Below are 26,054 nucleotides of genomic sequence, written 5' to 3'. Positions count from 1 at the left end.
CCCATGTCTACCGTTTCCTGGATCACCGTGCGGGGGCTGTTCGGGCGTCGCCGGTTCCTTCTGCTGCTGCCGCTGCCCGTCGTGCTGGTGCTGCTCGCCGTGCTCTCCCGTGCGCTCGGGGTGGACCCGGGCGAGTGGGGCCCGCCGGTGCTGGTCGGCCTCGGCCTGGCCGTGGTGCTCCCGGTGGTTGCCCTGATCGTCGGCACCGGCGTGCTGGGGGCCGAGATCGACGACGGCACCGTCGTGCACATCCTGACCAAGCCGTTGCCGCGCTGGCAGATCGTGCTGCCCAAGCTGGCGGTGGCCGCCGGCGTCACCGCGGTCACCGTCGCCGTGCCGATCTACGTGGCGGGCGTGCTGGCCCACTCCGTACGACTCGGCCTGGCGCTCGCCGCCGCGTCGGCGGTCGGCGCGCTGGCGTACTCGGCGCTGTTCGTGGCGCTCAGCCTGCTCACCCGGCGGCCGGTGCTGCTCGGCCTGGTCTACGTGCTGATCTGGGAGGGGCTGCTCGGCAACGTCGTCAGCGGCACCAAGGTGCTCTCCATCCAGCAGTACGTGATCGCCCTCGCCGACCGGATGGCCCCCACCGGGCTGCTGGAGGCCGGCGTCTCGGTGCCGGTGGCGGCGGTGATGGCCGCGTTGATCAGCGCGGGCTTCACGCTGCTCGCCATCGACCGGCTCCGCTCCTTCAGCGTGGCCGGCGAGACGAGCTGATCCCCGACGGTCCGGGCCGCCCCGCCGGGATCCGGGACGCGACCTGACGGCCTCCGGGCAGCCCGACCCGGCGATGGTAGGGCTGCCCGGATGGACCGGGCCGGGCGGCTGGGCGAGGCTGGCGGCGTGAGCGCGCAGACGGGACTGGTGATGTCGCGGGAGTCCTATCCGGGTGCCGGCCGGCACTGGATGGTCAGCCTGGCGGTGGCCGGGCTGGCGGCGGCGGCGACCACCACGGCCGCGCAGGCCACCGGGCACTTCCACTGGTGGGCGGGGTTCGTGCTGATCCCCGGCGCGCTGATCGCCGCCACCGGCGGGCCGCTGCTGGCCAGGGGCGGCGGGCGGGCCTTCGCCGGCTACGTGGTCGCCTGCCTCGGCGCGCTGGTGTTCGCGGTCGGGGCGCTGCTGATGTTCGGCGTGTTCGGGCGGGGCTGGCCCCTGATGGTCATCCTGCCGTGCCTGGCGGTCGCCGGCACCTACCGCTGGCGGCTGGTCCATCCGTTGGCCCGGGGGCTGCACCGGGCGGTCTCCCTGCTGGCGCTGGCCGGCGCCGTGCTGCTCGGCGGGACGCTGCAACTGACCCACGTCGACCTGGTCGGCGTCGATGCCGCGCCGATGTGGGGCGCGTTCCTGATGCTGGTGGGGGTGATCGTGCTGGGCAACGCGGTGGAGCTGACCCGGCACCGGATGCCGTACCGCCTCCAGGCGATCACCCTGCTGGTCGGCCCCGCCGTCGTCGCCTTCCTGCTCGGCCTGCGCCTCCTGCGCGGCTGGTGAGCCCCGCCGCGCCGGGTGAGCAGCCCCGCCGCGCCCGGTGAGAGCGCGACGGGGCCGGCCGGTCAGAACGCGCAGGCGATGACGAGTTCCGGGGTGCGGTCGGGGAGCAGGTCCAGCTTGGCGATGCGGCCGGCGGCCCGGACGTCGCCGGCGATCACGGTCAGCTGTTCCAGCAGGGCCGCCGGGCCGAGCGCCTCGGCCAGCGGCACCTCCGCCTTCATCGACAGTTTCCGCTCCGACTTGGCCCGGCGCACCTGGCCGAGCGCGTCGGCGGCCAGCCGCAGCAGCTCAGGTTGGCCGGTGCCCTGGATCGCCCGGTCCACCTCGTACGTGGTGGGCCAGGTCGCGCGGTGCACCGAGCCGTAGCGCCACCACGACCACACCTCCTCGGTCGCGTACGGCAGCACCGGGGCGAAGAGCCGCAGCTGCACCGAGAGCGCGGTGGCCAGCGCCGCCCGGGCGGAGTCCGCCCCCGGCCCGGAGCCGTAGGCGCGCTCCTTGACCAACTCGATGTAGTCGTCGCAGAACCGCCAGAAGAAGCCCTCGGCGACCTGCAACGCGGCCGTGTGGTCGTACGCCTCCAGCGCCGACGTCGCGGCGGCGACCACGCCGGAGAGTTCGGCGAGCATGGCGCGGTCCAGCGGCTCGGTGGCCGGCGCCCGCAGCGCGTCGGCGGCGCCCAGCCCGAGGGCGAACTTCGACGCGTTCAGCAGCTTGGTCGCCAGCCGCCGGCCGACCTTGATCTGGGCCGGGTCGAAGGCGAGGTCCATGCCCGGCTTGCCGTTCGCCGCCCAGTACCGCACCGCGTCGGAGCCGTGCTGCTCCAGCAGCGCCATCGGGGTGACCACGTTCCCCTTGGACTTGGACATCTTCTTCCGGTCGGGGTCGAGGATCCAGCCGGAGAGCACCGTGTCCCGCCAGGGCAGCACCCCGTGCTCCAGGTGGGCGCGGACCACGGTGGAGAAGAGCCAGGTGCGGATGATCTCCTGACCCTGCGGGCGCAGGTCCATCGGGAAGACCCGGGCGAACAGGTCCGGGTCGGTCTCCCACCCGCCGGCGATCTGCGGGGTGAGCGACGAGGTGGCCCACGTGTCGAGCACGTCCGGGTCGCCGACGAAGCCGCCCGGGCGGCCCCGCTGCGACTCCTCGAACCCCGACGGGGCGTCGATGGACGGATCGATCGGCAGCGCGGCTTCCGCCGGCGTGAGAGGCTGGGACCAGTCCGGCTCGCCAGCGTCGTCGAGCCGGTACCACACCGGCACCGGCACGCCGAAGAAGCGTTGCCGGCTGACCAGCCAGTCGCCGGTCAAACCGCCCACCCAGTGCGCGTAGCGGTGCCGCATGTGCTCCGGCACCCAGCGCAGCTCCCCGCCCCGGGCCAGCAGCTCGTCGCGCAGGCCCGCGTCGCGTCCGCCGTTGCGCAGGTACCACTGCCGGGTCGAGACGATCTCCAGCGGCCGGTCGCCGCGCTCGTAGAACTTCACCGGGTGGGTGACGGGTCGCGGCTCGCCGACCAGGTCGCCGGCGTCGGCCAGCAGCTCCACCAGCGTCCGCCGGGCGCCGTTGACGCTCTGCCCGGCCAGCGCCGCGTACGGCTGCCCCGGCACGCCGGCCGGCGGCTCGGGCAGCAGCCGGCCGTCGCGGCCGATCACCACGCGGGTGTCCAGCCGCAGCTCCCGCCACCAGGTCACGTCGGTCAGGTCGCCGAAGGTGCAGACCATCGCGATGCCCGTGCCCTTGGCCGGGTCCGCCAGCGGGTGCGCCCGCACCGGCACGTCCACCCCGAAGACCGGCGTACGCGCGGTGCCGCCGACCAGGTCGGCGTACCGCTCGTCGTCGGGGTGGCAGACCAGCGCCACGCAGGCCGGCAGCAGCTCCGGTCGGGTGGTGTCGATGAGCACCTCCCGCCCGCCCGGCCCGGCGAACCGCAGCCGGTGGTACGCCCCGGGCCGCTCCCGGTCCTCCAGCTCCGCCTGGGCGACAGCGGTGGCGAAGCCGACGTCCCAGAGCGTCGGCGCCTCCGCCTGGTACGCCTCGCCCCGGGCCAGGTTGCGCAGGAACGCCCGCTGCGAGGCCGCCCGGGCCGCCGAGCCGATCGTCGTGTACGTCAACGACCAGTCAACGGAGAGCCCGAGCCGCCGCCAGAGCGCCTCGAAGACCTGCTCGTCGGCCACGGTCAGCCGCTCGCACAGCTCGATGAAGTTCCGCCGGGAGACCGGGGTCGGGTCCTTGCGGGCGGCCTCGCTCACCGGTGCCTCGGGGGCCTGCCGGTCCGGCTCGTACGGCAGCGCCGGATCGCAGCGCACGCCGTACACGTTCTGCACCCGGCGCTCGGTGGGCAGGCCGTTGTCGTCCCAGCCCATCGGGTAGAAGACCGTGCGCCCGCGCATCCGCTGGAACCGGGCCACCACGTCGGTGTGCGTGTACGAGAAGACGTGCCCCATGTGCAGCTCGCCCGATACGGTCGGCGGCGGGGTGTCGATCGCGTACACGTCGGCGCGCCCCTTCGCGCGGTCGAACGCGTACGTGCCGTCCTCCTGCCAGCGGCGCGCCCAGGTCTCCTCGATGCCGTCCAGGCTCGGACGTTCGGGGACGCCGGCGCGGGCCGTCCTCTCCGTGTCGGTCATCCGTCGATGGTAGGCAGTGGCCGGGGGCCGGACCACGTGGTTTCGCCCCGCGCCCGGACGCCTCCCGCCGGCGCGCTCAGAGCAGGGAGTCGCGCCACTGCCGGTGCAGGGCGGCGTACCGGCCACCGGCGACGACGAGCCGGCCGGGCGGGCCGTCCTCGACGATCCGCCCGTCGTCGAGCACCAGCACCCGGTCGGCCGTCTCCACGGTGGAGAGCCGGTGCGCGATCACCAGCGCGGTGCGGTCGGCCAGGATGGTGCCGAGGGCGTGCTGCACCAGCCGCTCGGTGGGCACGTCCAGCGACGAGGTGGCCTCGTCCAGGATCAGCACCGTCGGGTCGGCCAGGAACGCCCGGGCGAACGCGACCAGTTGCCGCTGCCCGGCGGAGAGCCGGCCGCCGCGCCGCTGCACGTCGGTGGCGTACCCGTCGGGGAGGGCGGCGATGAAGTCGTGTGCGCCGATCTCCCGCGCGGCGGCCTCCACGGCGGCGTCGTCCGCGCCGGGACGGCCGAACCGGATGTTCTCCGCGACCGTGCCGCCGAACAGGTGGGTCTCCTGGGTCACCAGCACCACGGCCCGCCGCAGCTCCGCGTCGGCGACCTCGCGCAGGTCGACCCCGTCGAGGGTGACCGCGCCCGAGAACGGGTCGTGGAACCGGGCGAGCAGCTTGGCGACGGTCGACTTGCCGGCGCCGGTCGCCCCGACCAGCGCCACGGTCTGGCCGGCCGGGACGGCGAGGTCCAGCCCGGCGACGATCGGTGCGTCCGGCCGGTAGCCGAAGGTGACCGCCCGGAAGGCGACCGCCCCGCGCCCCGGCCCGGCGGGCAGCGGCACGGGCCGCGCCGGCTCGGCCACCGACGGCCGTTCGTCGAGCACCCCGGCGAGCTTCTCCAGCGCCGCCGTGGCCGACTGGAGCGAGTTGTAGAACTGGCTCAGTTCCTGCATCGGCTCGAAGAACCGCCGCAGGTAGAGCAGGAACGCCGCCAGCACGCCGATCCCGGTCGCCCCGCCCAGCACCCGCCAGCCGCCATAGCAGAGCACCACCGCCACGGTGACGTTGCCGATCACCTTGATGCCCGGCGAGTACGTCGCGATCAGCCGGAACGCGTCCCGGCTGGCCCGCCGGTAGTCGTCGCTGACCGCCCCGAAGATCTGCTGGTTGCGCGGCTCCCGCCGGAACGCCTGCACCGCCCGGATGCCGCGCATCGACTCGACGAAGTGGACGATGACCAGCGCCACCGTCTCCCGGGTGCGCCGCCACGCGTCCGCCGACGCCCGCGCGAACCAGCGGCTCAGCAGGATCAGGAACGGGAACGCGAGCAGCGTCACCGCGGCCAGCGGCACGTCCAGCCAGAGCAGGATGCCGGCGACCGACAGGATCGACAGCACGGCCAGCACCAGGCCGTCGATGCCGCCGCCGACCAGTTCGCCGATCGAGTCCAGGTCGCTGGTGAGGCGGGAGACCATCCGGCCGGAGGTGTACCGCTCGTGGAACGCCACCGACAGGCGCAGGAAGTGCGCGTACACCCGCTGACGGAGGTCGAGCAGGACGGCCTGGCCGATCCGCGCGGAGAGGGTGAGGAAACCCCGGCGGGCGGTGTACTCGACGGCGGTGGCCGCGGCGAACCCGGCGGCGACGACCAGCAGTGGGCCGGCATGGCCGGCCCGCAGCGGCGCGATCGCCCGGTCGATGCCGAGCATCACCAGGTACGGCCCGGCCATCGCGGCGGCGTTCTGGCCGAGCAGCAGCGCGACGGCCAGCGCGAGGCGGCGCCGGTGCGGGCGCAGCAGGTCGCGCAGCAGCACCCGGCTGCGGGCCCGGAGCCGGGCCACCGCCTCGGGGTCGGTGTCCTCGGCGCGGCTGCGGTCCGCGTCCGGGTCGGTGGCGACGCCGCGCCACCGGGCGAGGTCCGCCCCGCCCGCGGGGCCGGCGGTGTCGCCGGTCACGAACGCACCAGGCCACGGTCGCCGGGTGGCACGGGGGTGGGCTCGGCGGAGAGCACCGCGCGGTACGCCGGCACGGCGGCGAGCAGCTCCGAGTGCCGCCCGACGGCCGTGATCCGGCCCTCCTCCAGCAGCGCCACCCGGTCGGCGAGGGCGATCGTCGAGGGCCGGTGCACGACCAGCAGGGCGGTGGTGGTGCGGAGCACCCGCTTCAGCGCGGTCTCGACCAGCGCCTCGGTGTGCACGTCCAGGGCCGACAGCGGGTCGTCCAGCACGAGCAGCGCGGGTCGGCTGAGCACCGCCCGGGCCAGCGCCAGCCGCTGCCGCTGCCCGCCGGAGAGCGACAGCCCCTGCTCGCCCACCCGGGTGGCCAACCCCCACGGCAGCTCGTACGCGAAGTCGGCCTGGGCGAGGGCGAGCGCGGCGCGGACCTCGTCCTCGCCGGCCTCCGGCCGGCCGAGCGTGAGGTTCTCCCACACCGACATGGAGAACAGCGTCGGCTCCTCGAAGGCGACCCCGACCAGTCGACGCAGGGCGGACAGCCGCAGCTCGCGCAGGTCGTGCCCGTCCAGCGTGATCCGCCCGCCGGTCACCTCGTGCAGCCGGGGCACCAGGGAGAGCAGGGTGCTCTTGCCGCAGCCGGTCGCCCCGACCAGGGCCACGGTCTCGCCCGGCTCGACGGTCAGGTCGATCTCCCGCAGCACCGGCGCGGCGGTGCCCGGGTAACGGAACGAGACCCGCTCGAAGCGGAGCCGCCCACGTACGTCGGCGCGGCGCAGGGCGAGCGCGTGCGGGGCGTCCACGATGGCCGGCGGGGTGTCCAGCACCTCGCGCACCCGGTCGGCGGCGGTGGCGGCCTCCTGCCCGTTGGCGATGATCCAGCCCAGCGACTGCACCGGCCAGATCAGCATCAGCTGGAGGCTGACGAAGGCGACCAGTTCGCCGATGGTCAGCACCCCACCCGCGGCGGCCGCCGCGCCGGCGACCAGCACCACGCCGAGGGTCAGGTTGGGCACCAGGTCGAGCAGGGCGGAGGTGCGGGCCAGCAGCCGGCCCTTGCCGACCCCCGTGTCGTGCAGCGCCCGCGCGCCGGTCGCGAAGCGGGCGGCGAGTTCCGGCCCCCGCCCGTACGCCTTCATCGTGCGCAGCCCCTGCGCGGTCTCCTCGACCAGCGTGGCCAGGTCGCCCTGCTGGTCCTGCATCCGCCGCGAGGCCGCGTGGTAGTGCCGCGCGAAGCGGCGGCTGATCAGGAACAGCGGCACCGCGCTCGCCGCCACCAGCAGCCCCAGCGCGGGGTGCAGCCGGATCAGCAGCGTCACCACGGCCAGGTAGGTCACCAGGTTGAGGATCAGGAAGAAGAGGCCGAAGGAGAGGAACCGGCGCAGCACCGACAGGTCGCTGGTGACCCGGGAGAGCAGTTGGCCGGACTGCCAGCGGTCGTGGAAGCTGGTCGGCAGCCGTTGCAGGTGGGCGTAGACGTCCTCGCGGATGGCCGCCTCGATCCGCATCGAGGACGACGACTGCACCCAGCGCCGGATGAAGATCAACAGTGCCTCGACCAGGCCGAGCAGCAGCGCCAGCCCGGCCAGCCGGAACAGCCCGGCCGGGTCCTGCCGGGCCACCGGGCCGTCCACCACCCGCTGCGCGACCAGCGGTACGGCGATGCCGGCCCCGGTGGCGGCGAGGCCGGCGAGCAGCAGCCAGCCGAACTCGGCCGCGTGCGGGCGCAGGTAGTGGCGCAGCCGCCAGAGGCTGTGCAGCGGGTGCCGGCCGGCCTCGACCCGGGAGGCCGGGTTGCCGTCACCGTCAGGCACTACCCGACGGTAGCCTCAAACAGGGTCGGCGCAGGTGTCGGCTTCCCGTCATCGCCGCTCGTGCCCGAGAAGCCACTTCTTCACGTCCAGCCCCCAGCGGTAGCCCCCGAGCGTCCCGTCGGTACGCAGCACCCGGTGGCAGGGGACGAACAGGGCGGCGGCGTTACGGGCGCAGGCCGCCGCGGCGGCCCGTACGGCGGCGGGGCGGCCGGCCAGCCCGGCGAAACCGGTGTAGGTCACCGGGTCTCCCGGTTTCACCTCGCGCAGCACCTGCCAGGCGTGCGCCATGAACGCGCCCCCCGTGTGCTGCTGGACCGGCACGGCGTCGATCGCGGCCAGCTCGCCGTCCAGGTAGGACGCCACGGCGACGCTGACCGGGCCGAGGTCGGCCCGGTGCCGCAGCGGCGCCCGCAAAGCCGGGTGCACCAGGGGGAGCAGGCTCTCCGGATCGCCGGTGAAGCCCGCCGCCCGGACCGCGCCGTCGGGGCCGGCCACGATGCTGAGCGGCCCGGCGGGGGTGTCGATGACAGTGCTGTCGTTCATGCTCATGCTGCTCTCCAGAGTCGGATCACCGCGTACGAGCGCCAGGGGCGCCAGCGGTCGGCGTACGGGTCGAGGGTCGTGGGGGCGTCGGGGAGGCCGAGGGCCGCGGCGCCCCGGCGTACGGCGAGGTCGGTGGGGAGCAGGACGTCCGGGTCGCCGAGCGCGCGCATCGCCACGTAGCCCGCCGTCCAGGGGCCGATCCCGGGCAGCGCCAGCAGCCGCCGGACGGTCTCCTCGCGGTCCCCGCCCGGCGCCAGGTCCAGCGACCCGTCGGCGACGGCGCGGGCCAGCCCGCGAATCGTCTCCCGCCTGCCAACCGGCATCCCGAACACCTCGTCCGGCACCCCGAGCACCTCCTCGGCGGTGGGGAAACCGGACAGCCACGCCCTCCCCGCCCCCTCGGCTAGTTGATCAAGAGGTTTCGGCTCCCGAGAGCGCTCCCCGGCTGTCGAAACCTCTTGATCAACACCGGCGGGGCCGGGGCCGGGGGCGGGCGGGCGGAGGTGGGTCAGGAGGCGGGTGAGGGTGGTGCGGGCCGAGCGGACGGAGACCTGTTGGCCGACGATCGCGCGCACGGCCATTTCGAAGCCGTCGACCGAGCGGGGGAGCCGGACGCCCGGCTCGGCGGCGACCACCCCGGCCAGCGCCGGGTCGGTGGCGAGCGTGCCGTCGACGGCGGTCGGATCGGCGTCAAGGTCGAGCAGGCGACGGCAGCGGGCCACGGCGGGGGCGAGGTCGCGCATGTCGGTCAGCCGCAGCGTCGCCGTCACGTGCCCCTCCGCCGGGGCCAGGGCCGCCTCACCCGCGCCGTGCGGCAGCCGCAGCCCCCGCCGGTACGTCCCGTCACGCACCTCCTCGACGCCGGGCAGCGCGCGCAGCGCGAGGAAGTCCAGCAGCGCCTCCGCGTGCAGCGGCGGGCGGTACGCGAGCCGCAGCGTGATCGTGCCCGCCCCGCCCGGCGCGGGACACCGGCGGCGGGCGGTACGCAGCTCGGACGGGGCCGCCCCGAACACCTCCCGGACCGTGTCGTTGAACTGCCGCACGCTGCCGAACCCGGCGGCGAACGCGACCTCCGCCATGCCCAGCCCGGTGGTCTCGATCAGGGTGCGGGCGGTCTGCGCGCGTTGCGCCCGGGCCAGGGCCAGCGGGCCGGCGCCCATCTCGGCCCGCAGCATCCGGTGCAGGTGCCGTTCCGTGTAGCCGAGCCGGGCGGCCAGCCCCGGGATGCCGTCGCGGTCCACCACCCCGTCGGCGATCAGCCGCATGGCCCGACCGACGACGTCGGCCCGTACGTCCCACTGGGGGGAGCCCGGGGCGGCGTCCGGCCGGCAGCGCCGGCAGGCGCGCAGCCCCGCCGTCTGGGCGGCGGCGGCCGAGGGGAAGAACCGGACGTTCTGCCGCTTCGGCGTCATCGCCGGGCAGGACGGCCGGCAGTAGATCCCGGTCGACGTGACGCCCGTGTAGAACCAGCCGTCGAACCGCTGGTCGCGGCTGTCGACCGCCCGGTAGCACCGCTCGAAGTCCAACTCCACGTCACCGATGATGCCCCTGCCCGGCGCCCCTGGCTCGCGGGAATCGGACGTGGCCGTGCGGGCCTGAACCGGACGCCCGGCGCCGAAAGTGTCGGTTGTGGTCGGTACCGTCCGGCCACCAACTCAAGAAGGGGTGCGGCGATGGCGAGCGTGGCGGGTCGGCGGGCGGCGTCGACACGGGACGGGCACCCTCCGCTGGACGGCGCGGTGGTGCAGCGCTTCTACGAGCGGATGCGCGCGGTCGCCCCGGCCGCCGTCGGCGCGATCGAACGGGACCGGGCCGGCGACCCGGGGCGGGCGTTCGGCGACACCGCCTGCGGCCGGCTGGTGCGCTCGCTCGACGCCGACGGCCTCCGCGCGCTGGGCATGTGGGTGCACCACTGGTGCATGCGGTTCTACGACGACGACACCCGGGTGGCGCTGCGCCTGGTCCGGGAGATCGCCGGCCGCGCCGGGCTGGGCTGGACGGCCGACGAGGTGCGCTGGATGCTCCGCGAGTCGTACGCCGCCGGTCCCGCCGCCGAGGCCCGCTTCACCCTGCCGCTGGCCGCCGCCGGGGAGCTGGCTCCCGGCGCCCTGCCGATCGAGGCCGTGGTGCCCCGCCAGGCCGGGCCCCGCGACTGACCCACCGGTCCGGCCGACTGACCCGCCGGTCCCCGTGGCCGACGCCAGACCGGCCCGCCGGGCGCGGTGCCCACCGGTCCGTGCCGGCGGGTCGGGAGCTGCCCGGCCACCGTGGCGCCGACCGCCACGGCGAAGCCGGCGAGCTGCCAGCCGGTCATCGCCTGCCCGAGCGCGGCCCAGCCGAGCGCGGCGGCCGTCAACGGGCTGAGCGCCCCGAGCAGCGACACCTGGGTGACCGGCAGCCGGGCCGCGCCCCGGAACCACAGCGCGTACGCCAGCGCCGTCCCGACCAGCGTCAGCCACGCGTAGCCGGCCAGTGCCGGCGGGTCGGGCACGGGCGGCGCCCCCTCGACCAGCAGGGCCGCCGGCACCACCATCAGTCCGCCGGCGGTGAGCTGCCAGCCGGTGGCGGTGAGCGTGCCGACGCCCGGCGGGCGACCCCAGCGACGGGTCAGCACCAGGCCCGTGGCCATCGCGGCGGTGGCGGTCAGCCCGGCGGCGACGGCCGTCGGGTCGAGGCCCGCGTCGGGGCGCAGCACGACCAGGGTGACCCCGGCGAGCGCCGCGAGTGCGGCGGCCAGCGTCCGGGGGTGGGGCCGTTCGTGCAGCACGAGCACCGTCAGCCCCGCCACCAGCAGCGGCTGGGTGGCGCCGAGCACCGCGGCGGCGCCGCCGGGCAGGTGGTAGGCGGCGAAGAAGAGCAGCGGGAAGAACGCCCCGATGTTCAGCGCGCCGAGCACGGCCGCGCGCCACCACCAGGCCCCGCGCGGGCGGTGCCGGGTCAGCGCGAGCAGCAGCAGGCCGGCGGGGAGGGCCCGGATCACGCCGGACCAGAGCGGCCGGTCGGGCGGCAGCAGTTCGCTGGTGACCAGGTACGTCGTGCCCCACGCGGTCGGCGCGGCGGCGGTGAGCAGGATGTCGAGCCGGCGTCGGTCCACGGTTCCTCGCTAATTCTTGTTGCTAAGTATCTTGCTACTAAGCTACTTCGTGGCGAGTTAAAGCGGGAGTGCGAGGTGCGGCACAATCCGGGGGTGACCGAGCGGGACGACGTGGACGGCATCGTCGAGCAGTGGCAGCGCGAGCGGCCCGGAATGCGCCCCGAGCCGATGGCGGTCTTCGGCCGGATCTACCGGCTGGCCCGGCTCGTCGGCGACGAGCAGGAGCGCACCTACGCCCGCTGGTCGATCAGCCGGGGCGAGTTCGACGTGCTCGCCGCCCTGCGCCGCGCCGGCACCCCCTACACGCTGGCGCCGAAGGCGCTCACCGCCTCGCTGATGCTCACCTCCGGCGGGATGACCGGCCGACTCGACCGGCTGGAACGCGCCGGACTGCTCCGCCGCGCACCCGACCCGGCGGACCGGCGCGGGCTCCAGGTCACGCTCACCCCGGCCGGCCTCGAACTGGTGGAGGAGGCCGCCGAGGCGGGGCTGGCCGTCCAGCGCCGGCTGCTCGACGCGCTGCCCGCCGAGGACCAGCGGCACCTCGCCGACCTGCTGCGTACGCTGCTGGGCGCGGTCACCGGCGGCGGACGCTGACCGGCGGCACGGACCCTGGCGGCGCGGACGGCAGCCCCGGGCCGGCGGCCGGCGGCGCGGACCCTGGCGGCGACGGGCGGCAGCCCCGGGCCGGCGGTGCAGCCTCTAGCGGTGACCGGCGGCGCGGACCCTGGCGGCAGCCCCGGGCCGGCGACCGTCCCGGGCGGGCCCGCGTGGCGGGCGCTGAGCGGCAGGGGAGCGGCCTCGGGCAGGATGGGCACCGTCGACCCCGACGGAAGGACGACCGTGCCCGCCAGTGAACCGACCATCCTCGCCACCAGCATGGGCATCTACGCGCCCCACCACGATGGCGGGCCCCGGCGGGTCAACCCCGTCTTCGACCTCGCCGCCGAGTTGGCCGAGGCCGGGCCGGAGCCGAGGATCTGCTTCCTCAACCAGGCCGAGGGGGACCAGCCGACCACGCTCGCCAGGGTCTACGAGGCATTCGCCGGCAGCCGGTTCCGGATGACGCACCTGGCGCTCTTCCCGATGCCGAACGTCGACGACGTCCGCGCCCACCTGCTCGCCCAGGACGTGATCTGGGTCGGCGGCGGCAGCGTCGCCAACCTCTGTGCGGTCTGGCGGGTGCACGGCCTCGGCGAGATCCTGCGCGAGTGCTGGGAGGCCGGCGTGGTGCTCGGCGGCGTCTCCGCCGGCTCGATCTGCTGGCACGCCGGCGGGGCCACCGACAGCTTCGGCACCACCCTGCGCGGCTTCACCGACGGGTTGGGCTGGCTGCCCTACGGCAACGGCGTGCACTACGACAGCGAGGAGCAGCGCCGGCCGCTGATGCACAAGCTGGTCGCCGACGGCGTGCTGCCGACCGCGCACTGCACCGACGACGGCACCGGCCTGCTCTACCGGGGCACCCGGCTGGTCGAGGCGGTCGCGGACCGCGAGGGTCCCTCGGCGTACGAGGTCAGCCGCGCCGACGACGGCACCGCCCGGGAAACCCGGATCACCCCCCGCCTGCTCGCCTGACCGGCCCGAGCCGCTCGAACCCTGGCCGATCTTGGTACGGGAGCGCCCCTGGAAGGGCCGTCTCGTACCAAGATCGGTCGGGCGTGAGGCCGGTGCACCGGCCTGCCTGAACCGGGGTGTGGGGCATCGGCGTAAGCTGGCTCGTCGTGAGTCTCACCATCGGGATCGTCGGCCTGCCCAACGTCGGCAAGAGCACCCTGTTCAACGCGCTGACCAAGAACGACGTGCTCGCGGCGAACTACCCGTTCGCCACCATCGAGCCCAACGTCGGCGTCGTCGGGCTGCCGGACGAGCGGCTGCACACGCTCGCCGAGATCTTCAGCTCGCAGAAGGTGCTGCCCGCCCCGGTGTCGTTCGTCGACATCGCCGGCCTGGTGCGCGGCGCCTCCAAGGGGCAGGGCCGGGGCAACGCGTTCCTGGCGAACATCCGCGACGCCTCGGCGATCTGCCAGGTCGTCCGGGCCTTCTCCGACCCGAACGTGGTGCACGTCGACGGCAAGGTCTCCCCGGCCGACGACATCGAGACGATCAACACCGAGCTGATCCTCGCCGACCTCCAGACCCTGGAGAAGGCCCTGCCCCGGCTGGAGAAGGAGGCCAAGCTCCGCAAGGACCGGGCCGCCGCCGTCACCGCCGCCAAGCAGGCCGTCGAGCTGCTCGACACCGGCGTCACCCTCTACACGGGCGCCAAGGACGCGGGCATCGAGCTGGAGCACCTGCGCGAGCTGCACCTGCTCACCACCAAGCCCTTCCTGTACGTCTTCAACGTCGACGAGGCCGAGCTGGGCAACGCCGAGTTCCTCGACGAGCTGCGCGCCCTGGTCGCCCCGGCCGAGGCCGTCTTCATGGACGCCAAGATCGAGTCCGAGCTGGTGGACCTGCCCGACGAGGAGGCCCGCGAGCTGCTGGAGTCGATCGGGCAGAACGAGCCGGGCCTGGACCAGCTCGTCCGCGTCGGGTTCCGCACGCTCGGGCTCCAGACGTACCTCACCGCCGGCCCCAAGGAGGCGCGCGCCTGGACCATCCCGGTCGGCGCGACCGCCCCGGAGGCCGCGGGGGTCATCCACTCCGACTTCCAGCGCGGCTTCATCAAGGCCGAGGTGGTCTCCTTCGGCGACCTGGTCGCGGCCGGTTCGATGGCGGCGGCCAAGGCCGCCGGCAAGGTCCGGATCGAAGGCAAGGAGTACGTCATGCAGGACGGCGACGTCGTGGAGTTCCGCTTCAACGTGTAGTGACGATCCGGTTCAACCTCTGACGGAGTCGGCGCCCGGCTCAGCTCTTGCGGCCGGGCACCAGCCCATCCAGATCGAGCTCGATCGTGAACGGCGTCGTGGTGCGCAGCTCGTGTCGATGGATTGCGGTCGGCACATAGGACCGAGTGGGCCCGTCGAGTTCGTAGGCGTGGACCACCGGTGATCCATCCTCCTCCTCGATGCGCCAGTAGTTGGCGATGCCGGCTTCCGCGTACTTGCGCAGCTTGACCGTCCGATCGCGGTGGGCCGACTCCGGAGAGACCACCTCCACGACCAGAAGGGTCTCCTCAGGCGTGTAGAAGGTGCGGGACGGATCGTAAGGTGCCCTCGTGGCCAGGAGATCGGGCTCGGGACGATTCCACCTGTCGAGTCGAATCGTGATCTCCCTGTCGACCTCGATGCCAGGCGGTGCCTGGTCCGTCAGGCGGTTCACCAGCGCGGTGACCATCCGGGCGTGCCAGACCCGCTGGGGAGACATCATGAAGACGAGTGCTCCATCGATGAGTTCGGTGTGGCGCGGTGCTTCGGCGAGCTTGTCAAGATCGTCGGCATACCACCCCTCCGGGCGAGGCGGCCGCATCCAGTCAGGCACCGCAGTCATTCCGTCACCGTAGCACTCGGTAATCGCGGCTCCCGGCCTGCTGCGCCCAGCCTTTCCGCTGCTGGCGGCCCCATTCTCGGGACTGCCGCGAGGCCGTGTCCGAGGACTTCTCGCATCGCCTACCCTCACTACCCATGACTCACCCGTACCAGGTGCCCCAACCGCCGAAGCGGCGCACGCTGCGCACAGTGCTGATCGTCGTCGGTGTGGTCGTCGTGCTGTGCTGCGGTGGCGCCGGCGTCGGCGGCTTCTTCCTGTACAAGGGGGTCAAGGGCGCGACGGATCCGGCGCGGCAGGCCGCCGAGTCGTTCGTCAGCCACCTGGAGGCCGGCGATCCGGACGCCGCGTACGAGCTGTTGTGCGGCGACACGCGCGGCGGGTACACCAGGGAGGCGTTCGCCCAGGTCGTCGCCAGGCAGCCGAAGATCCACGGTCACAAGGCCAACGGCGTCAACGTGTCGAGCGTCAACGGCCGCACGTCGGCGACGGTGAACATGGTCCTGACGCGGGACGGCGGCGCCACCGACCAGCACACGTTCATGCTCGTCAAGGAGGACGGGGCCTGGAAGGTGTGCGGCCAGCCGTACTGACGGCGCGCACGCCGTTGCCGCCGGGCCGGCCGAACCTCAGGCGCATGGCGGGGCGCTGCCTCTTCTGAGTACCCGGACGGATGCCTGACGACGGGATCGCTGATCTGCTTACGTCATGTCACGGCACAGCGGTGGTCGACAGGCGTCCGGTTCGGCCCTGCGGCGGGCGGCAGGCAACGTCGGGCGCGGTGGTCTGCTGGCCTGCCTCGTCGCGCTGTCCTGCGCCGGCTGCGCCCGCTCGGGCCACGACGCGGCCCGGGACCGCGTCCTGGAGAGGGCCGGGCAGATCGCCCACGAGACCGGGGCGTGGGCGACCGACTCGCACAGCCTGAGCGGCTGGGCGAGCAACGAGTCGGTGCTCGACCGGCTCGTCGCCCTGACCGGGGGCGAGCAGCTAACCTCGTCGGTCCACGATCCTGACGATCACGGCGTGGGCCTACTGGCCAGGGTGGAGGTGGCGATGGTGGGCGCCGCCTCGGACACCTGGCTCGGCGAGGAGACGCACTACAACATCTGCGTCCGGTTCGACGTCACCCGGGAGAGCAGCGGGCCCCGCGAGATCGCCCCGGTGACCGTCGACTGCCCTCCCCGGGTTCCGGAGACCCGGTCACCGGACTGAGGTGAGCCCGACGTTCCCGCGACCGCCGTCACGCATGTGGCTGGCGCGTCGCCGAAGGTGGCAGTCGCCTCATCTCAGCCGCTGCGTGGGGCGTACATGATGATGGCGACCCCGACCAGGCAGATGGCCGCGCCGACGACGTCGTAGCGGTCGGGGCGGAACTTGTCGACGACCATGCCCCAGGCGAGGGAGCCGGCGACGAAGACGCCGCCGTAGGCGGCCAGGATCCGGCCGAAGTTCGGGTCGGGCTGGAAGGTGGCGACGAAGCCGTAGAGGCCGAGGGCGACGACCCCCGCCGCCACCCACAGCAGCCCCCGGTGCTCGCGCCAGCCCTGCCACACGAGCCAGGCCCCGCCGATCTCGGCGAGCGCCGCGAGCAGGAACAGCAGGATCGAGCGCACCACCGTCATGGTGGGAACGGTAGCGGGAGCACGACCCGGCCAGCGGTCGGCCGGATCAGGGCGTCACGGTCAGCGGGTTGCCGGCGGCGCGCGCGGCGTCGAAGCGCCGGGCGGCGGCCAGCTCGCCGTCCGGGCGGTCGCCGCCGTCGGGGGAGAGGTTGTTTCAGAAGATCGAGTGCACGATGATCACCGGTAGGGGCGCGCCCGCACGTGCCACCGGCCAGCCCCTGCCGTCACCGCCGCCCCTGTCGTCACCGCCGCCCCTGTCGTCACCGCCGCCGTGGCAGAACGGCCGACCCGGTCACCGCCCGCCCGCCGCTGTCGCCGCCTGCTCGGTGAGGCCGTCGAGCACGGCGACGTGTGCCGCCGGTACCCGGATGTCCAACGTCAGCGCGTTCGGACCGGATCGGGACAGGTCGAACGTGAAGAACGAGCAGCACGCCGACTCGCGCGCCGTCAGGTCCCGTGCCGTCTGCTCCGCCTGCGCGGTGCCGGTGAGCCGCAACCGCAGGTGCCGCGCGGAGAGCCGGGTGACGTCGCGTACCGCGTCACGGAAGAACCGATCGAACTCGGCGAGCCGCAGCGGCCGCGCGGCCGTCGGCAGCGTGCACGCGTCCGGCACCCAGGCGGCCTCCGCCGCAGAGCCATGAATGTCCATGTCTCGACGGTAGCCCTCCGGAGGGGCGCGAGATGCGGGCCGTGAACGGGCCGGCCCCCGCCGAGCACGGCCTGTCGCACCGCGCTCCCTCCCACGGGGGAGGGTGTCCCCTCGCGCTCGGGAGTCGGCGCGGGGTCCGCCGGGCCTAGCGTCGGGAGCATGGATGCTTCTCCCGGTGCGCGGCGATGGCCGGCCTACGCGGTGGCGGTGCTCTTCCTCGCGTACGCCGTGGGCAAGGCCGCCTTCGCCCTCGAATCCCGGCTCGGTTTCCCGGGCGGCCCGGTCGTCCCGGCCGCCGAGCACGAACGCTACGCCCGCGACGTGATGGGCGTGGCGACCGCGCAGTGGTCGGCCACCGCGTCGGGGGTGGCGGGCGCCTGCCTCGCCCTCGCCACGGTCACGGCGCCGGGGCGGCGGGTGCCGAGGCCCCTGATGCTGCTGGCGCTGGCGGGCATGCTGCTGGCCGTCGGGGCCGGCGCGACGATCATGGTGGTGGACGGGTTCGTGGGCCTCGGCGTGGGCTGGCAGTGGTACCACGGGGTCCTCGGACTCGTCGTGATCGGGCTGCTCGTGGCGACGATCCGGTCCTACGTGGTGGCGACGAGACGTGTCGCGCACTGACCGGGCGCGGGTGGGCGCGTACGGCGCGGCGGCGTGCGCCTCGGCCTACGGGGCGATGAAGCTCGCGCAGGCGCTGGGGGCCAACGCGCTGGCCGACAAGGATCCGCTCCCGCCGGAGCTGCGCGAACGGCTGCTCGCCCGCGACCCGCTGTTCGTGGCGAGCCACTGGGCGCTGGCCGCCGCCGCGGTGGTCGGTGTCGTGGTCGCGTTGGCCACGTTGCGCCCCTGGCGGGCGGCCCTTCCGCGCCGGCTGCTGCTGGCGGTCACCTGGACGCTCGGCATCCTCATGATCGCCCGGTCGGTCGGGGTGCTGGGGCACGGCCTCATCGGTGACGCGCTGCTGCTGACCGGCGTCCGGCCACCGCCGGTCGGGCACGCCGCCCTGGCCCGCGACCTGGCGTGGTGGGACCTGCTGCTGTGGTCGCCGTTCTTCCTGCTCTGGGGGTCGTGCTGGACGGCGACGGGCTGGCGGCTGGGCAGGCGTCGACCGCCTACGATCTCGCCATGATCACCCCGCCCCTCCCGCCCGACGTGCTCGCCCGCTACCCCGGCCTGGAGAAACTGGGGCGCACGGCGACCCGCCTGCACCCGCGCCCCGGGGCGGTCACGGCCGCCATGAGCCACGTGGGCGGGCCGCTGCGCTGGCCGGCCGACGAGCCCTGGCCCACCTGCGAGGCGCCGCACATGGTGCACGAGGAGGTGCCGGTCCCGGCCGATCTGGTGGACCGGATGCGGGCGGCGGAGCGCGGGCGCACGCAGTCGCACGTCCTGGCCGAGGGCGAGGTCGAGCTGCACCGGGAGATCGCCAACCTGGTCGGCCCGGGCTTCACCGGCTGGGGCTCGCGCGACGGCGGCCCGGTCGTCGGCCACCGATACGTGCCACGACCGCACCCCGTGCCGAACCCGATGGTCCCACTGGCGCAACTGCGCGCGCAGGACGTCCCCGACCTGCCGCGCCCCGGCGGGGCGGACCTGTTGCAGGTGTTGTGGTGCCCGTTCGAGCACGCCGAGGGCCCGTGGGGGCCGACGGTGGAGCTGCGCTGGCGGCGGGAGGCGGACCTGACCGATCTCCTCGGCCAGCCGCCGCGCGGCGAGATCGGGAACGACGAGTACGTGCCCCGGCCGTGCCGGCTGCACCCGGAGCAGGTCGTCGAGTACCCGTACCCGCAGGAACTGCCGGAGGCCCTGCGGACGCTGGTCGACGAGCAGGACGAGGAGGGCGAGTACGACGACGACAACTACGTCGACACGGTCATGGCGCCCGGCTGGAAGGTCGGCGGCCACGCCGACTGGAGCCTCACCGACCTGCGTCCGACGCCGTGCCCCCGCTGCGCCGGCCCCACCACGCTGGCCCTCGTCGTCGCCTCCTCCGAGCGGGGCACCGGCCGGTGGCAGCCGATGCGGACGGACGGCCAGCCCGACCATGACCCGTACGAGCCGACCGGGGTCGTCGTCGGCCGACACGGCGCGCTGCGCATCTTCGTCTGCCTGAGCTGCCCGGACACCCCGTTCCTGCTAGACCAGCAGTGACCGCTGCCGCCACCGACCGCTCCGCGTCGCCAGGTGCCGGTCGGGTTCGGCCGGTGCCCGAGCCAACGCCCACGACGTTGCCCGACCGCCCCGGTAGCCCAACGCCGCCGGGACGAGTGGAACGCCACGGGTGTCAAACAGGCGCTTTGACGCACGTGGTGTTCCACTCGTTGCTCGGCGTCGCGGCGCTGCGGGACGTCCCGGCCGGTGCAGCGGGACGCGCGGTCGCGCGTTGGGGGTGGTCAGCCGGTGGGGCGGGTCAGTTTGACCTGGTCGCCGGCCAGCACCTCCGTGGTGCCCTCCGGGTGGCGAACCTCCAGCACCGGTACGCCCTCGTCGAGTTGCATGCTCCGCCGCTCCTCGCCCGTGGGCATCCGCGCGACCACCGTCGCGCCGGGAGGCACTTCGACCGGCCGGCGCACCGGCGTCTCTCGCACGTGGGTGCCGTGGCCCCGCACCGTGCTGACCAGTCCCTCGGACCGGAGCAACGAGGTTGCCATGCGCACGGCTTCGCGGCCGATCCCATACTCCTGCGTCAGTCGCGTCTCGCTCGGCAAGGTCGTGCCAGGACCGAACTCGCCCGACTCGATGCGCTGCCGGAGCAGGTCGGCGAGCTGCACGTAGACCGGGGTGTGCGAGCGCGGATCGATCGTCATGGCGCTTCAGCCTTGTTCCCCTGTCGGCAGGTCTGGTTGTGCCCCTGGGCCCCTGTGCGTATAGTCCCAGTGACGCTGGGTGCTCGGGCGGAAATCCTCCGCCACCTGCGGTCGTCCCGCCGACGTCCCGTCCTACTCGCCGGAGGTCAACACTGATGAGAGTTGCCCGGGAGCGTTTCGTCATCCACCTGCCGGTCGTCACGAGGGACCTGCTCTCCGCCGTACGCCTGGCGCGGGTCGTGGCGCGGTGGGCGAGCGTGCTCGCGCAGACCGACCCCGGCGAGACCACGGTCTCCGCCGAGGACGCGCAGCACCTGCGGCACCGGGTCTTCTGTGACACGCTGCTGCCTGAGGGCCGGCGCTGCCTGCTGCGGGCCGACCACGACGGTCCGTGCACCCGCCGCCCCGCGAGATTCTGAGATCGCCGGTCGCACGTCGTCCGGAACCGGGTCGCCTGTTCGTCACCCTGGTGAGTACCCGACATCGAGGAGCGACATGAAATACCTGATGTTCGTCTGCACCGACAGCGAGCCGGACACCGACCGGGCCGACTGGCCGGACATCGAGGCGTGGGTGGCGGAGAACGACGCCCGGGGCCGGCGGCTGACGGGCGACGCGCTCGCGGAGACGACGGCGGCCACCACGGTCCGCGTCCGTAACGGGGAGTTGCTGGTCTCCGACGGTCCGTTCGCCGAGACGAAGGAGGTCATCGTGGGCTTCGACCTGCTGGAGTGCGCCGACCTGGACGAGGCGATCGAGGTGGCGCGCGCCCACCCGATGGCCCGCGATGGCCGGCTCGAACTACGCCCGATCGTCAGCCTGGGTGGCTGACGGCCCCACCGACCGGCTCGCGGTGGCCGACGCCGTCGCCACCGCGAGCACCGGGTCGTACGCCCGGATCGTCGCGACGCTGATCCGGGTGACCGGCGACTGGACCCTGGCCGAGGACTGCGCCCAGGAGGCGTCGGCGCTCGCGCTGGCCCGCTGGCCCGCGGAGGGCGTGCCCGCCAACCCGGGCGGCTGGCTGATGACGGTGGCCCGCAACCGCGCGATCGACGTGCTCCGGCGATCCTCGGTCGAGCGGCGCAAGCTGCGTGAGCTGGCAGTCCTCACGCTGATCGGACCGGAGCCCGAGCCGGGAACGGCGGGGGAGGGGGAGATCGTGGACGACCGGCTGCGGCTCGTCTTCACCTGCTGCCACCCGGCCCTGGCGCTGGAGGCGCGGGTCGCCCTGACGCTGCGTACGGTCTGTGGGGTGTCGACCGCCGACATCGCGCGGGCCTTCCTGGTCACCGAGTCGACCATGACCCGGCGGCTCACCCGGGCCAAGGCGAAGATCGCCGCCGCCGGCATCCCGTACCGGGTGCCGACCGGCCCGAGGCTCGCGGAGCGGCTCCCCGGCGTCCTGGCCGTGCTGTACCTGCTCTTCACCCGGGGCTACGACGCCGACGGCGAGCCCGCCTTCGCCGACGAGGCGATCCGCCTGGCCCGGCTGCTCGACCGGCTGATGCCGGGCCAGCCCGAGGTGGCCGCCCTGCTGGCCCTCTTCCTCCTCCAGCACTCCCGGCGCGACGCCCGCCGCGACCGCGACGGCAACCTGCTCACCCTCGACCGGCAGGACCGCGCCCGCTGGGACCACGCCGCGATCGCCGAGGGCGTCGGCATCCTCGCGCGGGTCCCGGCGGACGGCCCGTACGCCCTCCAGGCCCGGATCGCCGCCTGTCACGCCACCGCCGCATCCGCCGAGGCCACCGACTGGGTCGCGATCGCCGAGGCGTACGACCGGCTCGCCGGGTGGCAGCCGTCGCCGGTGGTCGAGCTGAACCGCGCAGTCGCGCACGGTTACGCGTACGGGCCGGCGGCGGGGCTGGCGCTGCTGGCCGCCGCCCGGGCCGGCGGGGCGCTGGACGGCTACCCGCTCGCCGTCGCCGCCGAGGCGGAGCTGACCGCCCGGCAGGGCGACCGCGAGCGGGCCGCCGCGCTGTTCCGACGGGCCGCCGACGCTCACGGCGGGGCGGAGCGCCGCGCCCTGCTGGATCGCGCCGACCAGCTCAGCTGATGTGGTGCAGGATCACGTTGTGCACGTGGTGGCTCTTGTCGGCGCCCCGGAACTCCACCTCGTAGGTGTGCGTGCCGACGTGGATCGCGATGGCCCCGGTGGAGAAGAACGAGCCGCCCCACGACTTGTTGCTGACCACGCTGACGCTGGTGATCTTCGAGTACGGGATGCTGGTGATGGCGTACCGCTTACCGACGAAGGAGCGGTCCTGGATGATGACGCGCCGATCGGTCAGGCCGATGAAGCCGGTGCCGGTGCCGACGGCGTCGTAGACGGCGATGATCTGTTCTCCGTGGAGCAGGCCGCTCTGGATCTGCTGGAACTGCTCCTTGCGGTCGTACGTCGCGTTCGCCATGCCCCCACGGTAGGCCGCGCGCGCCAACCGAAGATCACCCCCGGTGCGGGACCCGTCAGGTCGTGTTCGCGTCGGTCGCGGCCCGCACGAACTCCTGCACCCGGGCCGTGCCGTTGCTCTCCCGCCAGACCAGGCCCCGCCGGATCGGTGGCGCGTCACGGATCGGCACGTACGCCACGTCGGGGCGCGGGTAGTAGCGGCGCGTGTGCTCGCCCACCGGCAGCACCCCCCGCCCCATCGCGACCAGCGTCAGCATCTCCGAGAACGTGTTGCCCGCCGGCCCCTTCGGCACCGGCCGTCCCGACGGGGTCTGCTCGGGGGTGCGGTCGCGCTTGAACTCCGCCGAGGTCACGGCCGGGTACTGCACCACCGGGTGGTCGCCGAGCGTCTCCAGGGAGACCGACGCCTCCCGGGTCAACGGGTGCCCGGCGCTCACCGCGAGCAACCGTCGCTCCTCCACCAGCGCCGGCCCGCAGGCCATCCCGTCGAAGGGGTACGCGGCCATCAGGACGTCGACGGAACCGTCGAGCAGGCTCTGCCGGGAGTTGAAGAGCTGCACCTCCCGCACCTCGACCTGGCAGTCAGGGTGGCGTTGCGAGAACAGGGCGACGGCCTTGAGCAGCGTCGGGGCGGTCCACTCGCCGAGGAAGGCGACCCGTAGCCGCCCGGTCACGCCCCGTCCCGCGTCGACGGCCCGGCGTACGGCGTCGTCGATGCCGGCGACCAGCGGCGCCAGGTCCTCGGCGAGTTGCCGCCCGACCGGGGTGAGCTGGACGACCCGGCTGGTACGGGTGAAGAGCGGGGCGCCGACGTGGCGTTCCAACTTCTTGACCACCTGGCTGATCCGCCCGGTGGTCACCCGCAGGCGCTCCGCCGTCCGGCCGAAGTGCAACTCCTCGGCGAGGGTCAGGAAGGTCTCCAGCTCGTGTCGTTCCAGCACGTCCCGCCCCATCGTTGAATTTGGCTCAACGATGGTATTGCGATCGCGTCTTGGTCGACGCCGCCAGCCAGCGGATCGTGAGGGGCATGAAAACGACGACAGTCACCGACTGGCTGCGCCAGGCCCACGCGCTGGAGGTCAGGTGAGCGCGGTACGGGTCACGGGCTTCGACCACCTGGTGCTCAACGTGACCGACGTGGAGCGCGCGCTGGACTTCTACTGCGGGCTGCTCGGCCTGGCCCCGGTGCGGGTCGACCAGTGGCGGGCCGGCGCGGTCCCGTTCCCCTCGGTACGGGTCGACGCGGGGACCATCATCGACCTGGTCCGCCGGGACCGGGGCGAATCGAACGTCGACCACTTCTGTCTGGTGGTGGAGCCGCTGGACTGGGCGGAGGTCGTCGCGTCGGGTGCCTTCACGGTGATCGAGGGGCCGGTGGGTCGGTTCGGCGCGCGGGGCAGCGCCACCTCGCTCTACGTGCGGGATCCGGACGGCAACTCCGTCGAGCTGCGCTGGTATCCCCAGGACGCCCCCTGAGCGGCCGACGGCCCGGGCCGGGGCGACGGATGGAACGGGGTCAGGGCTGGGTGACCGCGCGGTAGGCGTCCTCGATGCGGGCGGCCAGCAGGACCTCCCCCTCGGTCAGCGGCGCGTTGCCGTGCCCCACCCGGATCCGGGTCTGGTCGGCCCGACGGTTGATCTCCGGCCGCAGGTGCAGCGCGTCGGCGACCACCTTCACCCGCTCGGTGAGCGCGGCGTGCTGCGAGTCGTCGATGACGAGGGTGCGTCGGATCTGCTCACCCTCGCGGATCCAGCCGGGGAGCAGGGTGAGAGCGTCGTCGAGGTAGTCGTGCTTGGATCGACTGCTGAACAGCGCGCGCATCACCGCACCTCCCAGGCGCCGTTGCCGGCTTGTGGCCAAATCGTCGCCGTCCCGTGTCTTGTCGGTGCCCTCTAGTCTGTCCTCGCATGCTGGGTGTGTCCACGCCCACACTTCCGGGTTCTCCTGCCCTGACGGTCGGCCACGCTACCCAAACCGCCGATTGATCTGGCACGCTGGACGCCCGTGCGGACCGAACGGGCGAATGGCGGCGGGCAGGCCGAGCGACGGGACCTCAGGGTGATCGTCGGGGCGGCGATCATCAGGGACGGCCGGGTGCTCGCCTGCGCCCGCTCCGCCCCGCCTGAGGTGGCGGGCATGTGGGAGTTCCCCGGCGGCAAGGTGGAGCCGGGCGAGAGCGAGACCGCCGCGCTCGCCCGCGAGTGCGCCGAGGAGCTGGCCGTACGCGTGGAGATCGGCGACCGGGTGGGCCGCAACGTCCGGATGGCCCACGGCCGCTCGGTGCTCAAGGTGTACGCGGCCCGCCTGCTGCACGACGACCAGCCGCAGGCCCTCGAACACTCGGCGCTGCGCTGGCTCTCCGCCGACGAGTTGGACAGCGTCACCTGGCTCCCGGCCGACGCGCCCATCGTCGCGGCCCTCCGGCCCATCCTGGCCGCCTGAGCGGAAGCGGACATCCGAGCCGAAAGAGGACGGGGGCCGGCGGCATCAGCCGTGGCCCCCGTCATCGTCAGCGCAGGTCAGTGCTTGTCCTGCTCCGGGTGGGCGAAGTTGAGGTGCTCCGGCGGCAGCGGGAAGGTCACGTCGTCGCCGAACGGCGACGGCGCCGCCGCCCGGTCGAAGGTGAGCTCCGTCAGCGGCAGCCTGCCGTGGTCGTCGACGGCTGGCGCGGTCGGCCTCGGCACCTCGCGGTCCCAGTTGACGCCGCGCTGCGCCTGCACCTCGGCCCGCGGGTCGTGGGAGCCGCCCGCGTGCGAGTGCACGCCCCCGTGGGCCGCGCTGCCGCGTACCGCGCCGCTGGCGTGTTCGCTGGTCACGATGGTCTGAGGCACCTGACCCCTCCGGAAGATCTTGCTACCAAGCCACACGAGGGGATCGTACCTGCGGTCGACGACCCGTTCCTTCATGGGGATGATCCCGTTGTCGGTGATCTTGATGTGCTCGGGGCAGACCTCGGTGCAGCACTTGGTGATGTTGCAGAATCCGAGGCCCTGCTCGGCCTGCGCGTACTCCTTGCGGTCGCTCTTCGCGTCCAGCGGGTGCATGTCCAGCTCGGCCGCCCGGATGAAGTACCGCGGCCCCGAGAACGCCTGCTTGTTCTCCTCGTGGTCCCGGATCACGTGGCAGACGGTCTGGCACAGGAAGCACTCGATGCACTTGCGGAACTCCTGCGAGCGCTCCACGTCGACCTGCTGCATCCGGTACTCGCCGGGCGCCAGGTCGGCCGGCGGCGCGAACGCCGGCGTCTCCCGCGCCTTCTCGTAGTTGAACGAGACGTCGGTGACCAGGTCCCGGATCACCGGGAAGGTGCGCAGCGGGGTGACCGTGACCGTCTCGTCCTCCGTGAAGGTGGACATCCGGGTCATGCAGCTCAGCCGCGGCTTGCCGTTGATCTCCATCGAGCAGGAGCCGCACTTGCCGGCCTTGCAGTTCCAGCGGCAGGCCAGGTCGGGGGCGTCGGTCGCCTGGAGCCGGTGGATGACGTCGAGGACCACCTCGCCCTCGTTCACCTCCACCATGTAGTCCTGGAGGTCGCCGCCGTTCTCGTCGCCGCGCCAGATGCGGAACTGGCGCTTCGCGCCCGGCTTCCCGGGCCCCTGGGGGTTCTGGTTACCCATGC

At 73.8% G+C, this 26,054-nt stretch carries 29 protein-coding genes and 1 pseudogene; 16 read left to right on the top strand and 14 right to left on the bottom strand.

The window, feature by feature from the left end; genetic code table 11:
- The first annotated feature begins 3 nt into the window (after positions 1 to 3).
- Together ACPXCB_RS05810 and ACPXCB_RS05805 are read left to right on the top strand one after the other, a co-directional pair.
- Positions 4 to 714, top strand: a complete 711-nt coding sequence (locus ACPXCB_RS05810) for an ABC transporter permease (protein ID WP_425872807.1) — start codon at positions 4 to 6, stop codon at positions 712 to 714.
- A 126-nt stretch (positions 715 to 840) separates the two neighbouring features.
- Entirely contained in the window at positions 841 to 1,491 is a 651-nt protein-coding gene (locus ACPXCB_RS05805) for a hypothetical protein (RefSeq protein ID WP_425872805.1), read from the top strand.
- Between the two features lie 62 nt (positions 1,492 to 1,553).
- Here ACPXCB_RS05805 and valS read toward each other — a convergent pair whose 3' ends face one another.
- The 5 genes from valS to ACPXCB_RS05780 form a co-directional block, all read right to left on the bottom strand.
- Complete coding sequence (gene valS, locus ACPXCB_RS05800) at positions 1,554 to 4,118, bottom strand: valine--tRNA ligase (RefSeq protein WP_425872803.1); 2,565 nt, start codon at positions 4,116 to 4,118, stop codon at positions 1,554 to 1,556.
- A 76-nt stretch (positions 4,119 to 4,194) separates the two neighbouring features.
- On the bottom strand, positions 4,195 to 6,066 hold the full coding sequence (locus ACPXCB_RS05795) for an ABC transporter ATP-binding protein (protein WP_425872801.1): 1,872 nt from the start codon (positions 6,064 to 6,066) through the stop codon (positions 4,195 to 4,197).
- On the bottom strand, positions 6,063 to 7,877 hold the full coding sequence (locus ACPXCB_RS05790) for an ABC transporter ATP-binding protein (RefSeq protein ID WP_425872799.1): 1,815 nt from the start codon (positions 7,875 to 7,877) through the stop codon (positions 6,063 to 6,065). Before ACPXCB_RS05790 ends, ACPXCB_RS05795 begins: the two co-directional genes overlap by 4 nt.
- Positions 7,878 to 7,925: 48 nt before the next feature.
- Positions 7,926 to 8,426 (bottom strand): methylated-DNA--[protein]-cysteine S-methyltransferase, encoded by a 501-nt coding sequence (locus tag ACPXCB_RS05785; protein ID WP_425872797.1) that lies wholly within the window; start codon positions 8,424 to 8,426, stop codon positions 7,926 to 7,928.
- Positions 8,423 to 9,952, bottom strand: a complete 1,530-nt coding sequence (locus tag ACPXCB_RS05780) for a DNA-3-methyladenine glycosylase 2 family protein (RefSeq protein ID WP_425872796.1) — start codon at positions 9,950 to 9,952, stop codon at positions 8,423 to 8,425. The genes ACPXCB_RS05785 and ACPXCB_RS05780 overlap by 4 nt, the downstream gene beginning before the upstream one ends.
- Before the next feature lie 141 nt (positions 9,953 to 10,093).
- Between ACPXCB_RS05780 and ACPXCB_RS05775 the strand changes: the two genes are divergently transcribed.
- Positions 10,094 to 10,576 carry a hypothetical protein gene (locus ACPXCB_RS05775; protein ID WP_225852416.1) on the top strand — a complete coding sequence of 161 codons (483 nt, stop codon included), beginning with the start codon at positions 10,094 to 10,096 and terminating at the stop codon, positions 10,574 to 10,576.
- Between the two features lie 170 nt (positions 10,577 to 10,746).
- Here the strand turns inward: ACPXCB_RS05775 and ACPXCB_RS05770 are convergent.
- Positions 10,747 to 11,514: pseudogene (locus tag ACPXCB_RS05770) on the bottom strand (EamA family transporter); the annotation flags it as partial.
- A gap of 93 nt (positions 11,515 to 11,607) precedes the next feature.
- On the opposite strand from ACPXCB_RS05770, the gene ACPXCB_RS05765 reads away from it, so the two are divergent.
- The 3 genes from ACPXCB_RS05765 (at position 11,608) to ychF (ending at position 14,324) form a co-directional block, all read left to right on the top strand.
- Complete coding sequence (locus tag ACPXCB_RS05765) at positions 11,608 to 12,111, top strand: MarR family winged helix-turn-helix transcriptional regulator (RefSeq protein WP_425872794.1); 504 nt, start codon at positions 11,608 to 11,610, stop codon at positions 12,109 to 12,111.
- Positions 12,112 to 12,357: 246 nt separating this feature from the next.
- Positions 12,358 to 13,092, top strand: a complete 735-nt coding sequence (locus tag ACPXCB_RS05760; RefSeq protein WP_425872915.1) for a Type 1 glutamine amidotransferase-like domain-containing protein — start codon at positions 12,358 to 12,360, stop codon at positions 13,090 to 13,092.
- 146 nt (positions 13,093 to 13,238) lie between these two features.
- Positions 13,239 to 14,324 (top strand): redox-regulated ATPase YchF, encoded by a 1,086-nt coding sequence (gene ychF, locus ACPXCB_RS05755; protein ID WP_425872792.1) that lies wholly within the window; start codon positions 13,239 to 13,241, stop codon positions 14,322 to 14,324.
- A 40-nt stretch (positions 14,325 to 14,364) separates the two neighbouring features.
- On the opposite strand, the gene ACPXCB_RS05750 is transcribed toward ychF, so the two are convergent.
- Positions 14,365 to 14,946, bottom strand: coding sequence for a Uma2 family endonuclease (locus ACPXCB_RS05750; protein ID WP_425872790.1), 582 nt, complete (start codon positions 14,944 to 14,946; stop codon positions 14,365 to 14,367).
- Positions 14,947 to 15,080: 134 nt separating this feature from the next.
- Here ACPXCB_RS05750 and ACPXCB_RS05745 point away from each other — a divergent pair, with 134 nt between their 5' ends.
- Together ACPXCB_RS05745 and ACPXCB_RS05740 are read left to right on the top strand one after the other, a co-directional pair.
- Positions 15,081 to 15,536: a hypothetical protein gene (locus ACPXCB_RS05745; protein WP_421454559.1), complete on the top strand. Its 456-nt coding sequence runs from the start codon at positions 15,081 to 15,083 to the stop codon at positions 15,534 to 15,536.
- Positions 15,537 to 15,651: 115 nt separating this feature from the next.
- On the top strand, positions 15,652 to 16,155 hold the full coding sequence (locus ACPXCB_RS05740) for a hypothetical protein (RefSeq protein ID WP_425872788.1): 504 nt from the start codon (positions 15,652 to 15,654) through the stop codon (positions 16,153 to 16,155).
- 74 nt (positions 16,156 to 16,229) lie between these two features.
- Here the strand turns inward: ACPXCB_RS05740 and ACPXCB_RS05735 are convergent, their stop codons facing one another.
- A complete protein-coding gene (locus ACPXCB_RS05735; protein WP_151456642.1) occupies positions 16,230 to 16,565 on the bottom strand; it encodes a YnfA family protein in 336 nt (111 codons plus the stop codon).
- Between the two features lie 292 nt (positions 16,566 to 16,857).
- Positions 16,858 to 17,214, bottom strand: coding sequence for a hypothetical protein (locus ACPXCB_RS05730; protein WP_425872786.1), 357 nt, complete (start codon positions 17,212 to 17,214; stop codon positions 16,858 to 16,860).
- A gap of 159 nt (positions 17,215 to 17,373) precedes the next feature.
- Between ACPXCB_RS05730 and ACPXCB_RS05725 the strand changes: the two genes are divergently transcribed.
- From ACPXCB_RS05725 to ACPXCB_RS05715, 3 genes are read left to right on the top strand one after another with little or no spacing between them, the layout of a single operon-like run.
- Positions 17,374 to 17,835, top strand: a complete 462-nt coding sequence (locus ACPXCB_RS05725; RefSeq protein ID WP_425872784.1) for a hypothetical protein — start codon at positions 17,374 to 17,376, stop codon at positions 17,833 to 17,835.
- Entirely contained in the window at positions 17,822 to 18,343 is a 522-nt protein-coding gene (locus tag ACPXCB_RS05720; protein WP_425872782.1) for a DUF3995 domain-containing protein, read from the top strand. The genes ACPXCB_RS05725 and ACPXCB_RS05720 overlap by 14 nt, the downstream gene beginning before the upstream one ends.
- Positions 18,340 to 19,365, top strand: coding sequence for a hypothetical protein (locus ACPXCB_RS05715; protein ID WP_425872780.1), 1,026 nt, complete (start codon positions 18,340 to 18,342; stop codon positions 19,363 to 19,365). Before ACPXCB_RS05720 ends, ACPXCB_RS05715 begins: the two co-directional genes overlap by 4 nt.
- Before the next feature lie 242 nt (positions 19,366 to 19,607).
- Here the strand turns inward: ACPXCB_RS05715 and ACPXCB_RS05710 are convergent, their stop codons facing one another.
- Positions 19,608 to 20,021 carry a GntR family transcriptional regulator gene (locus tag ACPXCB_RS05710; protein WP_425872778.1) on the bottom strand — a complete coding sequence of 138 codons (414 nt, stop codon included), beginning with the start codon at positions 20,019 to 20,021 and terminating at the stop codon, positions 19,608 to 19,610.
- Between the two features lie 155 nt (positions 20,022 to 20,176).
- On the opposite strand from ACPXCB_RS05710, the gene ACPXCB_RS05705 reads away from it, so the two are divergent.
- The 3 genes from ACPXCB_RS05705 to ACPXCB_RS05695 all read left to right on the top strand — a co-directional run bounded on the left by ACPXCB_RS05705 (position 20,177) and on the right by ACPXCB_RS05695 (position 22,080).
- Positions 20,177 to 20,440 carry a hypothetical protein gene (locus ACPXCB_RS05705; RefSeq protein ID WP_425872776.1) on the top strand — a complete coding sequence of 88 codons (264 nt, stop codon included), beginning with the start codon at positions 20,177 to 20,179 and terminating at the stop codon, positions 20,438 to 20,440.
- A gap of 76 nt (positions 20,441 to 20,516) precedes the next feature.
- Entirely contained in the window at positions 20,517 to 20,852 is a 336-nt protein-coding gene (locus ACPXCB_RS05700; RefSeq protein WP_425872774.1) for a YciI family protein, read from the top strand.
- Positions 20,845 to 22,080, top strand: coding sequence for an RNA polymerase sigma factor (locus tag ACPXCB_RS05695; RefSeq protein ID WP_425872772.1), 1,236 nt, complete (start codon positions 20,845 to 20,847; stop codon positions 22,078 to 22,080). The genes ACPXCB_RS05700 and ACPXCB_RS05695 overlap by 8 nt, the downstream gene beginning before the upstream one ends.
- Here the strand turns inward: ACPXCB_RS05695 and ACPXCB_RS05690 are convergent.
- Together ACPXCB_RS05690 and ACPXCB_RS05685 are read right to left on the bottom strand one after the other, a co-directional pair.
- Complete coding sequence (locus ACPXCB_RS05690) at positions 22,073 to 22,435, bottom strand: PH domain-containing protein (RefSeq protein ID WP_088998502.1); 363 nt, start codon at positions 22,433 to 22,435, stop codon at positions 22,073 to 22,075. The genes ACPXCB_RS05695 and ACPXCB_RS05690 overlap by 8 nt on opposite strands.
- 55 nt (positions 22,436 to 22,490) lie before the next feature.
- Complete coding sequence (locus tag ACPXCB_RS05685; protein WP_425872770.1) at positions 22,491 to 23,375, bottom strand: LysR family transcriptional regulator; 885 nt, start codon at positions 23,373 to 23,375, stop codon at positions 22,491 to 22,493.
- 142 nt (positions 23,376 to 23,517) lie between these two features.
- On the opposite strand from ACPXCB_RS05685, the gene ACPXCB_RS05680 reads away from it, so the two are divergent.
- Positions 23,518 to 23,910 carry a VOC family protein gene (locus ACPXCB_RS05680; protein WP_425872769.1) on the top strand — a complete coding sequence of 131 codons (393 nt, stop codon included), beginning with the start codon at positions 23,518 to 23,520 and terminating at the stop codon, positions 23,908 to 23,910.
- 40 nt (positions 23,911 to 23,950) lie between these two features.
- Here the strand turns inward: ACPXCB_RS05680 and ACPXCB_RS05675 are convergent, their stop codons facing one another.
- A complete protein-coding gene (locus ACPXCB_RS05675; protein ID WP_425872768.1) occupies positions 23,951 to 24,256 on the bottom strand; it encodes a 4a-hydroxytetrahydrobiopterin dehydratase in 306 nt (101 codons plus the stop codon).
- 183 nt (positions 24,257 to 24,439) lie between these two features.
- On the opposite strand from ACPXCB_RS05675, the gene ACPXCB_RS05670 reads away from it, so the two are divergent.
- Positions 24,440 to 24,877, top strand: a complete 438-nt coding sequence (locus ACPXCB_RS05670; protein ID WP_132231036.1) for a (deoxy)nucleoside triphosphate pyrophosphohydrolase — start codon at positions 24,440 to 24,442, stop codon at positions 24,875 to 24,877.
- A gap of 77 nt (positions 24,878 to 24,954) precedes the next feature.
- Here the strand turns inward: ACPXCB_RS05670 and ACPXCB_RS05665 are convergent, their stop codons facing one another.
- Positions 24,955 to 26,052 (bottom strand): succinate dehydrogenase/fumarate reductase iron-sulfur subunit, encoded by a 1,098-nt coding sequence (locus tag ACPXCB_RS05665; RefSeq protein ID WP_425872766.1) that lies wholly within the window; start codon positions 26,050 to 26,052, stop codon positions 24,955 to 24,957.
- Positions 26,053 to 26,054: the final 2 nt, after the last annotated feature.

Origin of the sequence: Micromonospora sp. DT62 (assembly GCF_049847285.1) — a bacterium.
Lineage (GTDB): Bacteria > Actinomycetota > Actinomycetes > Mycobacteriales > Micromonosporaceae > Micromonospora > Micromonospora reichwaldensis.
This window is presented reverse-complemented; position numbering and strand designations above follow the sequence as displayed.

Coding starts and splice junctions, on each gene's coding strand:
- ACPXCB_RS05810 (WP_425872807.1), top strand. CDS start 4: ATGTCTACCGTTTCCTGGATCACCGTGCGGGGGCTGTTCGGGCGTCGC.
- valS (WP_425872803.1), bottom strand. CDS start 4,118: ATGACCGACACGGAGAGGACGGCCCGCGCCGGCGTCCCCGAACGTCCG.
- ACPXCB_RS05785 (WP_425872797.1), bottom strand. CDS start 8,426: ATGAGCATGAACGACAGCACTGTCATCGACACCCCCGCCGGGCCGCTC.
- ACPXCB_RS05775 (WP_225852416.1), top strand. CDS start 10,094: ATGGCGAGCGTGGCGGGTCGGCGGGCGGCGTCGACACGGGACGGGCAC.
- ACPXCB_RS05750 (WP_425872790.1), bottom strand. CDS start 14,946: ATGACTGCGGTGCCTGACTGGATGCGGCCGCCTCGCCCGGAGGGGTGG.
- ACPXCB_RS05745 (WP_421454559.1), top strand. CDS start 15,081: ATGACTCACCCGTACCAGGTGCCCCAACCGCCGAAGCGGCGCACGCTG.
- ACPXCB_RS05740 (WP_425872788.1), top strand. CDS start 15,652: ATGTCACGGCACAGCGGTGGTCGACAGGCGTCCGGTTCGGCCCTGCGG.
- ACPXCB_RS05735 (WP_151456642.1), bottom strand. CDS start 16,565: ATGACGGTGGTGCGCTCGATCCTGCTGTTCCTGCTCGCGGCGCTCGCC.
- ACPXCB_RS05730 (WP_425872786.1), bottom strand. CDS start 17,214: ATGGACATTCATGGCTCTGCGGCGGAGGCCGCCTGGGTGCCGGACGCG.
- ACPXCB_RS05725 (WP_425872784.1), top strand. CDS start 17,374: ATGGATGCTTCTCCCGGTGCGCGGCGATGGCCGGCCTACGCGGTGGCG.
- ACPXCB_RS05715 (WP_425872780.1), top strand. CDS start 18,340: ATGATCACCCCGCCCCTCCCGCCCGACGTGCTCGCCCGCTACCCCGGC.
- ACPXCB_RS05710 (WP_425872778.1), bottom strand. CDS start 20,021: ATGACGATCGATCCGCGCTCGCACACCCCGGTCTACGTGCAGCTCGCC.
- ACPXCB_RS05705 (WP_425872776.1), top strand. CDS start 20,177: ATGAGAGTTGCCCGGGAGCGTTTCGTCATCCACCTGCCGGTCGTCACG.
- ACPXCB_RS05700 (WP_425872774.1), top strand. CDS start 20,517: ATGAAATACCTGATGTTCGTCTGCACCGACAGCGAGCCGGACACCGAC.
- ACPXCB_RS05690 (WP_088998502.1), bottom strand. CDS start 22,435: ATGGCGAACGCGACGTACGACCGCAAGGAGCAGTTCCAGCAGATCCAG.
- ACPXCB_RS05675 (WP_425872768.1), bottom strand. CDS start 24,256: ATGCGCGCGCTGTTCAGCAGTCGATCCAAGCACGACTACCTCGACGAC.
- ACPXCB_RS05665 (WP_425872766.1), bottom strand. CDS start 26,052: ATGGGTAACCAGAACCCCCAGGGGCCCGGGAAGCCGGGCGCGAAGCGC.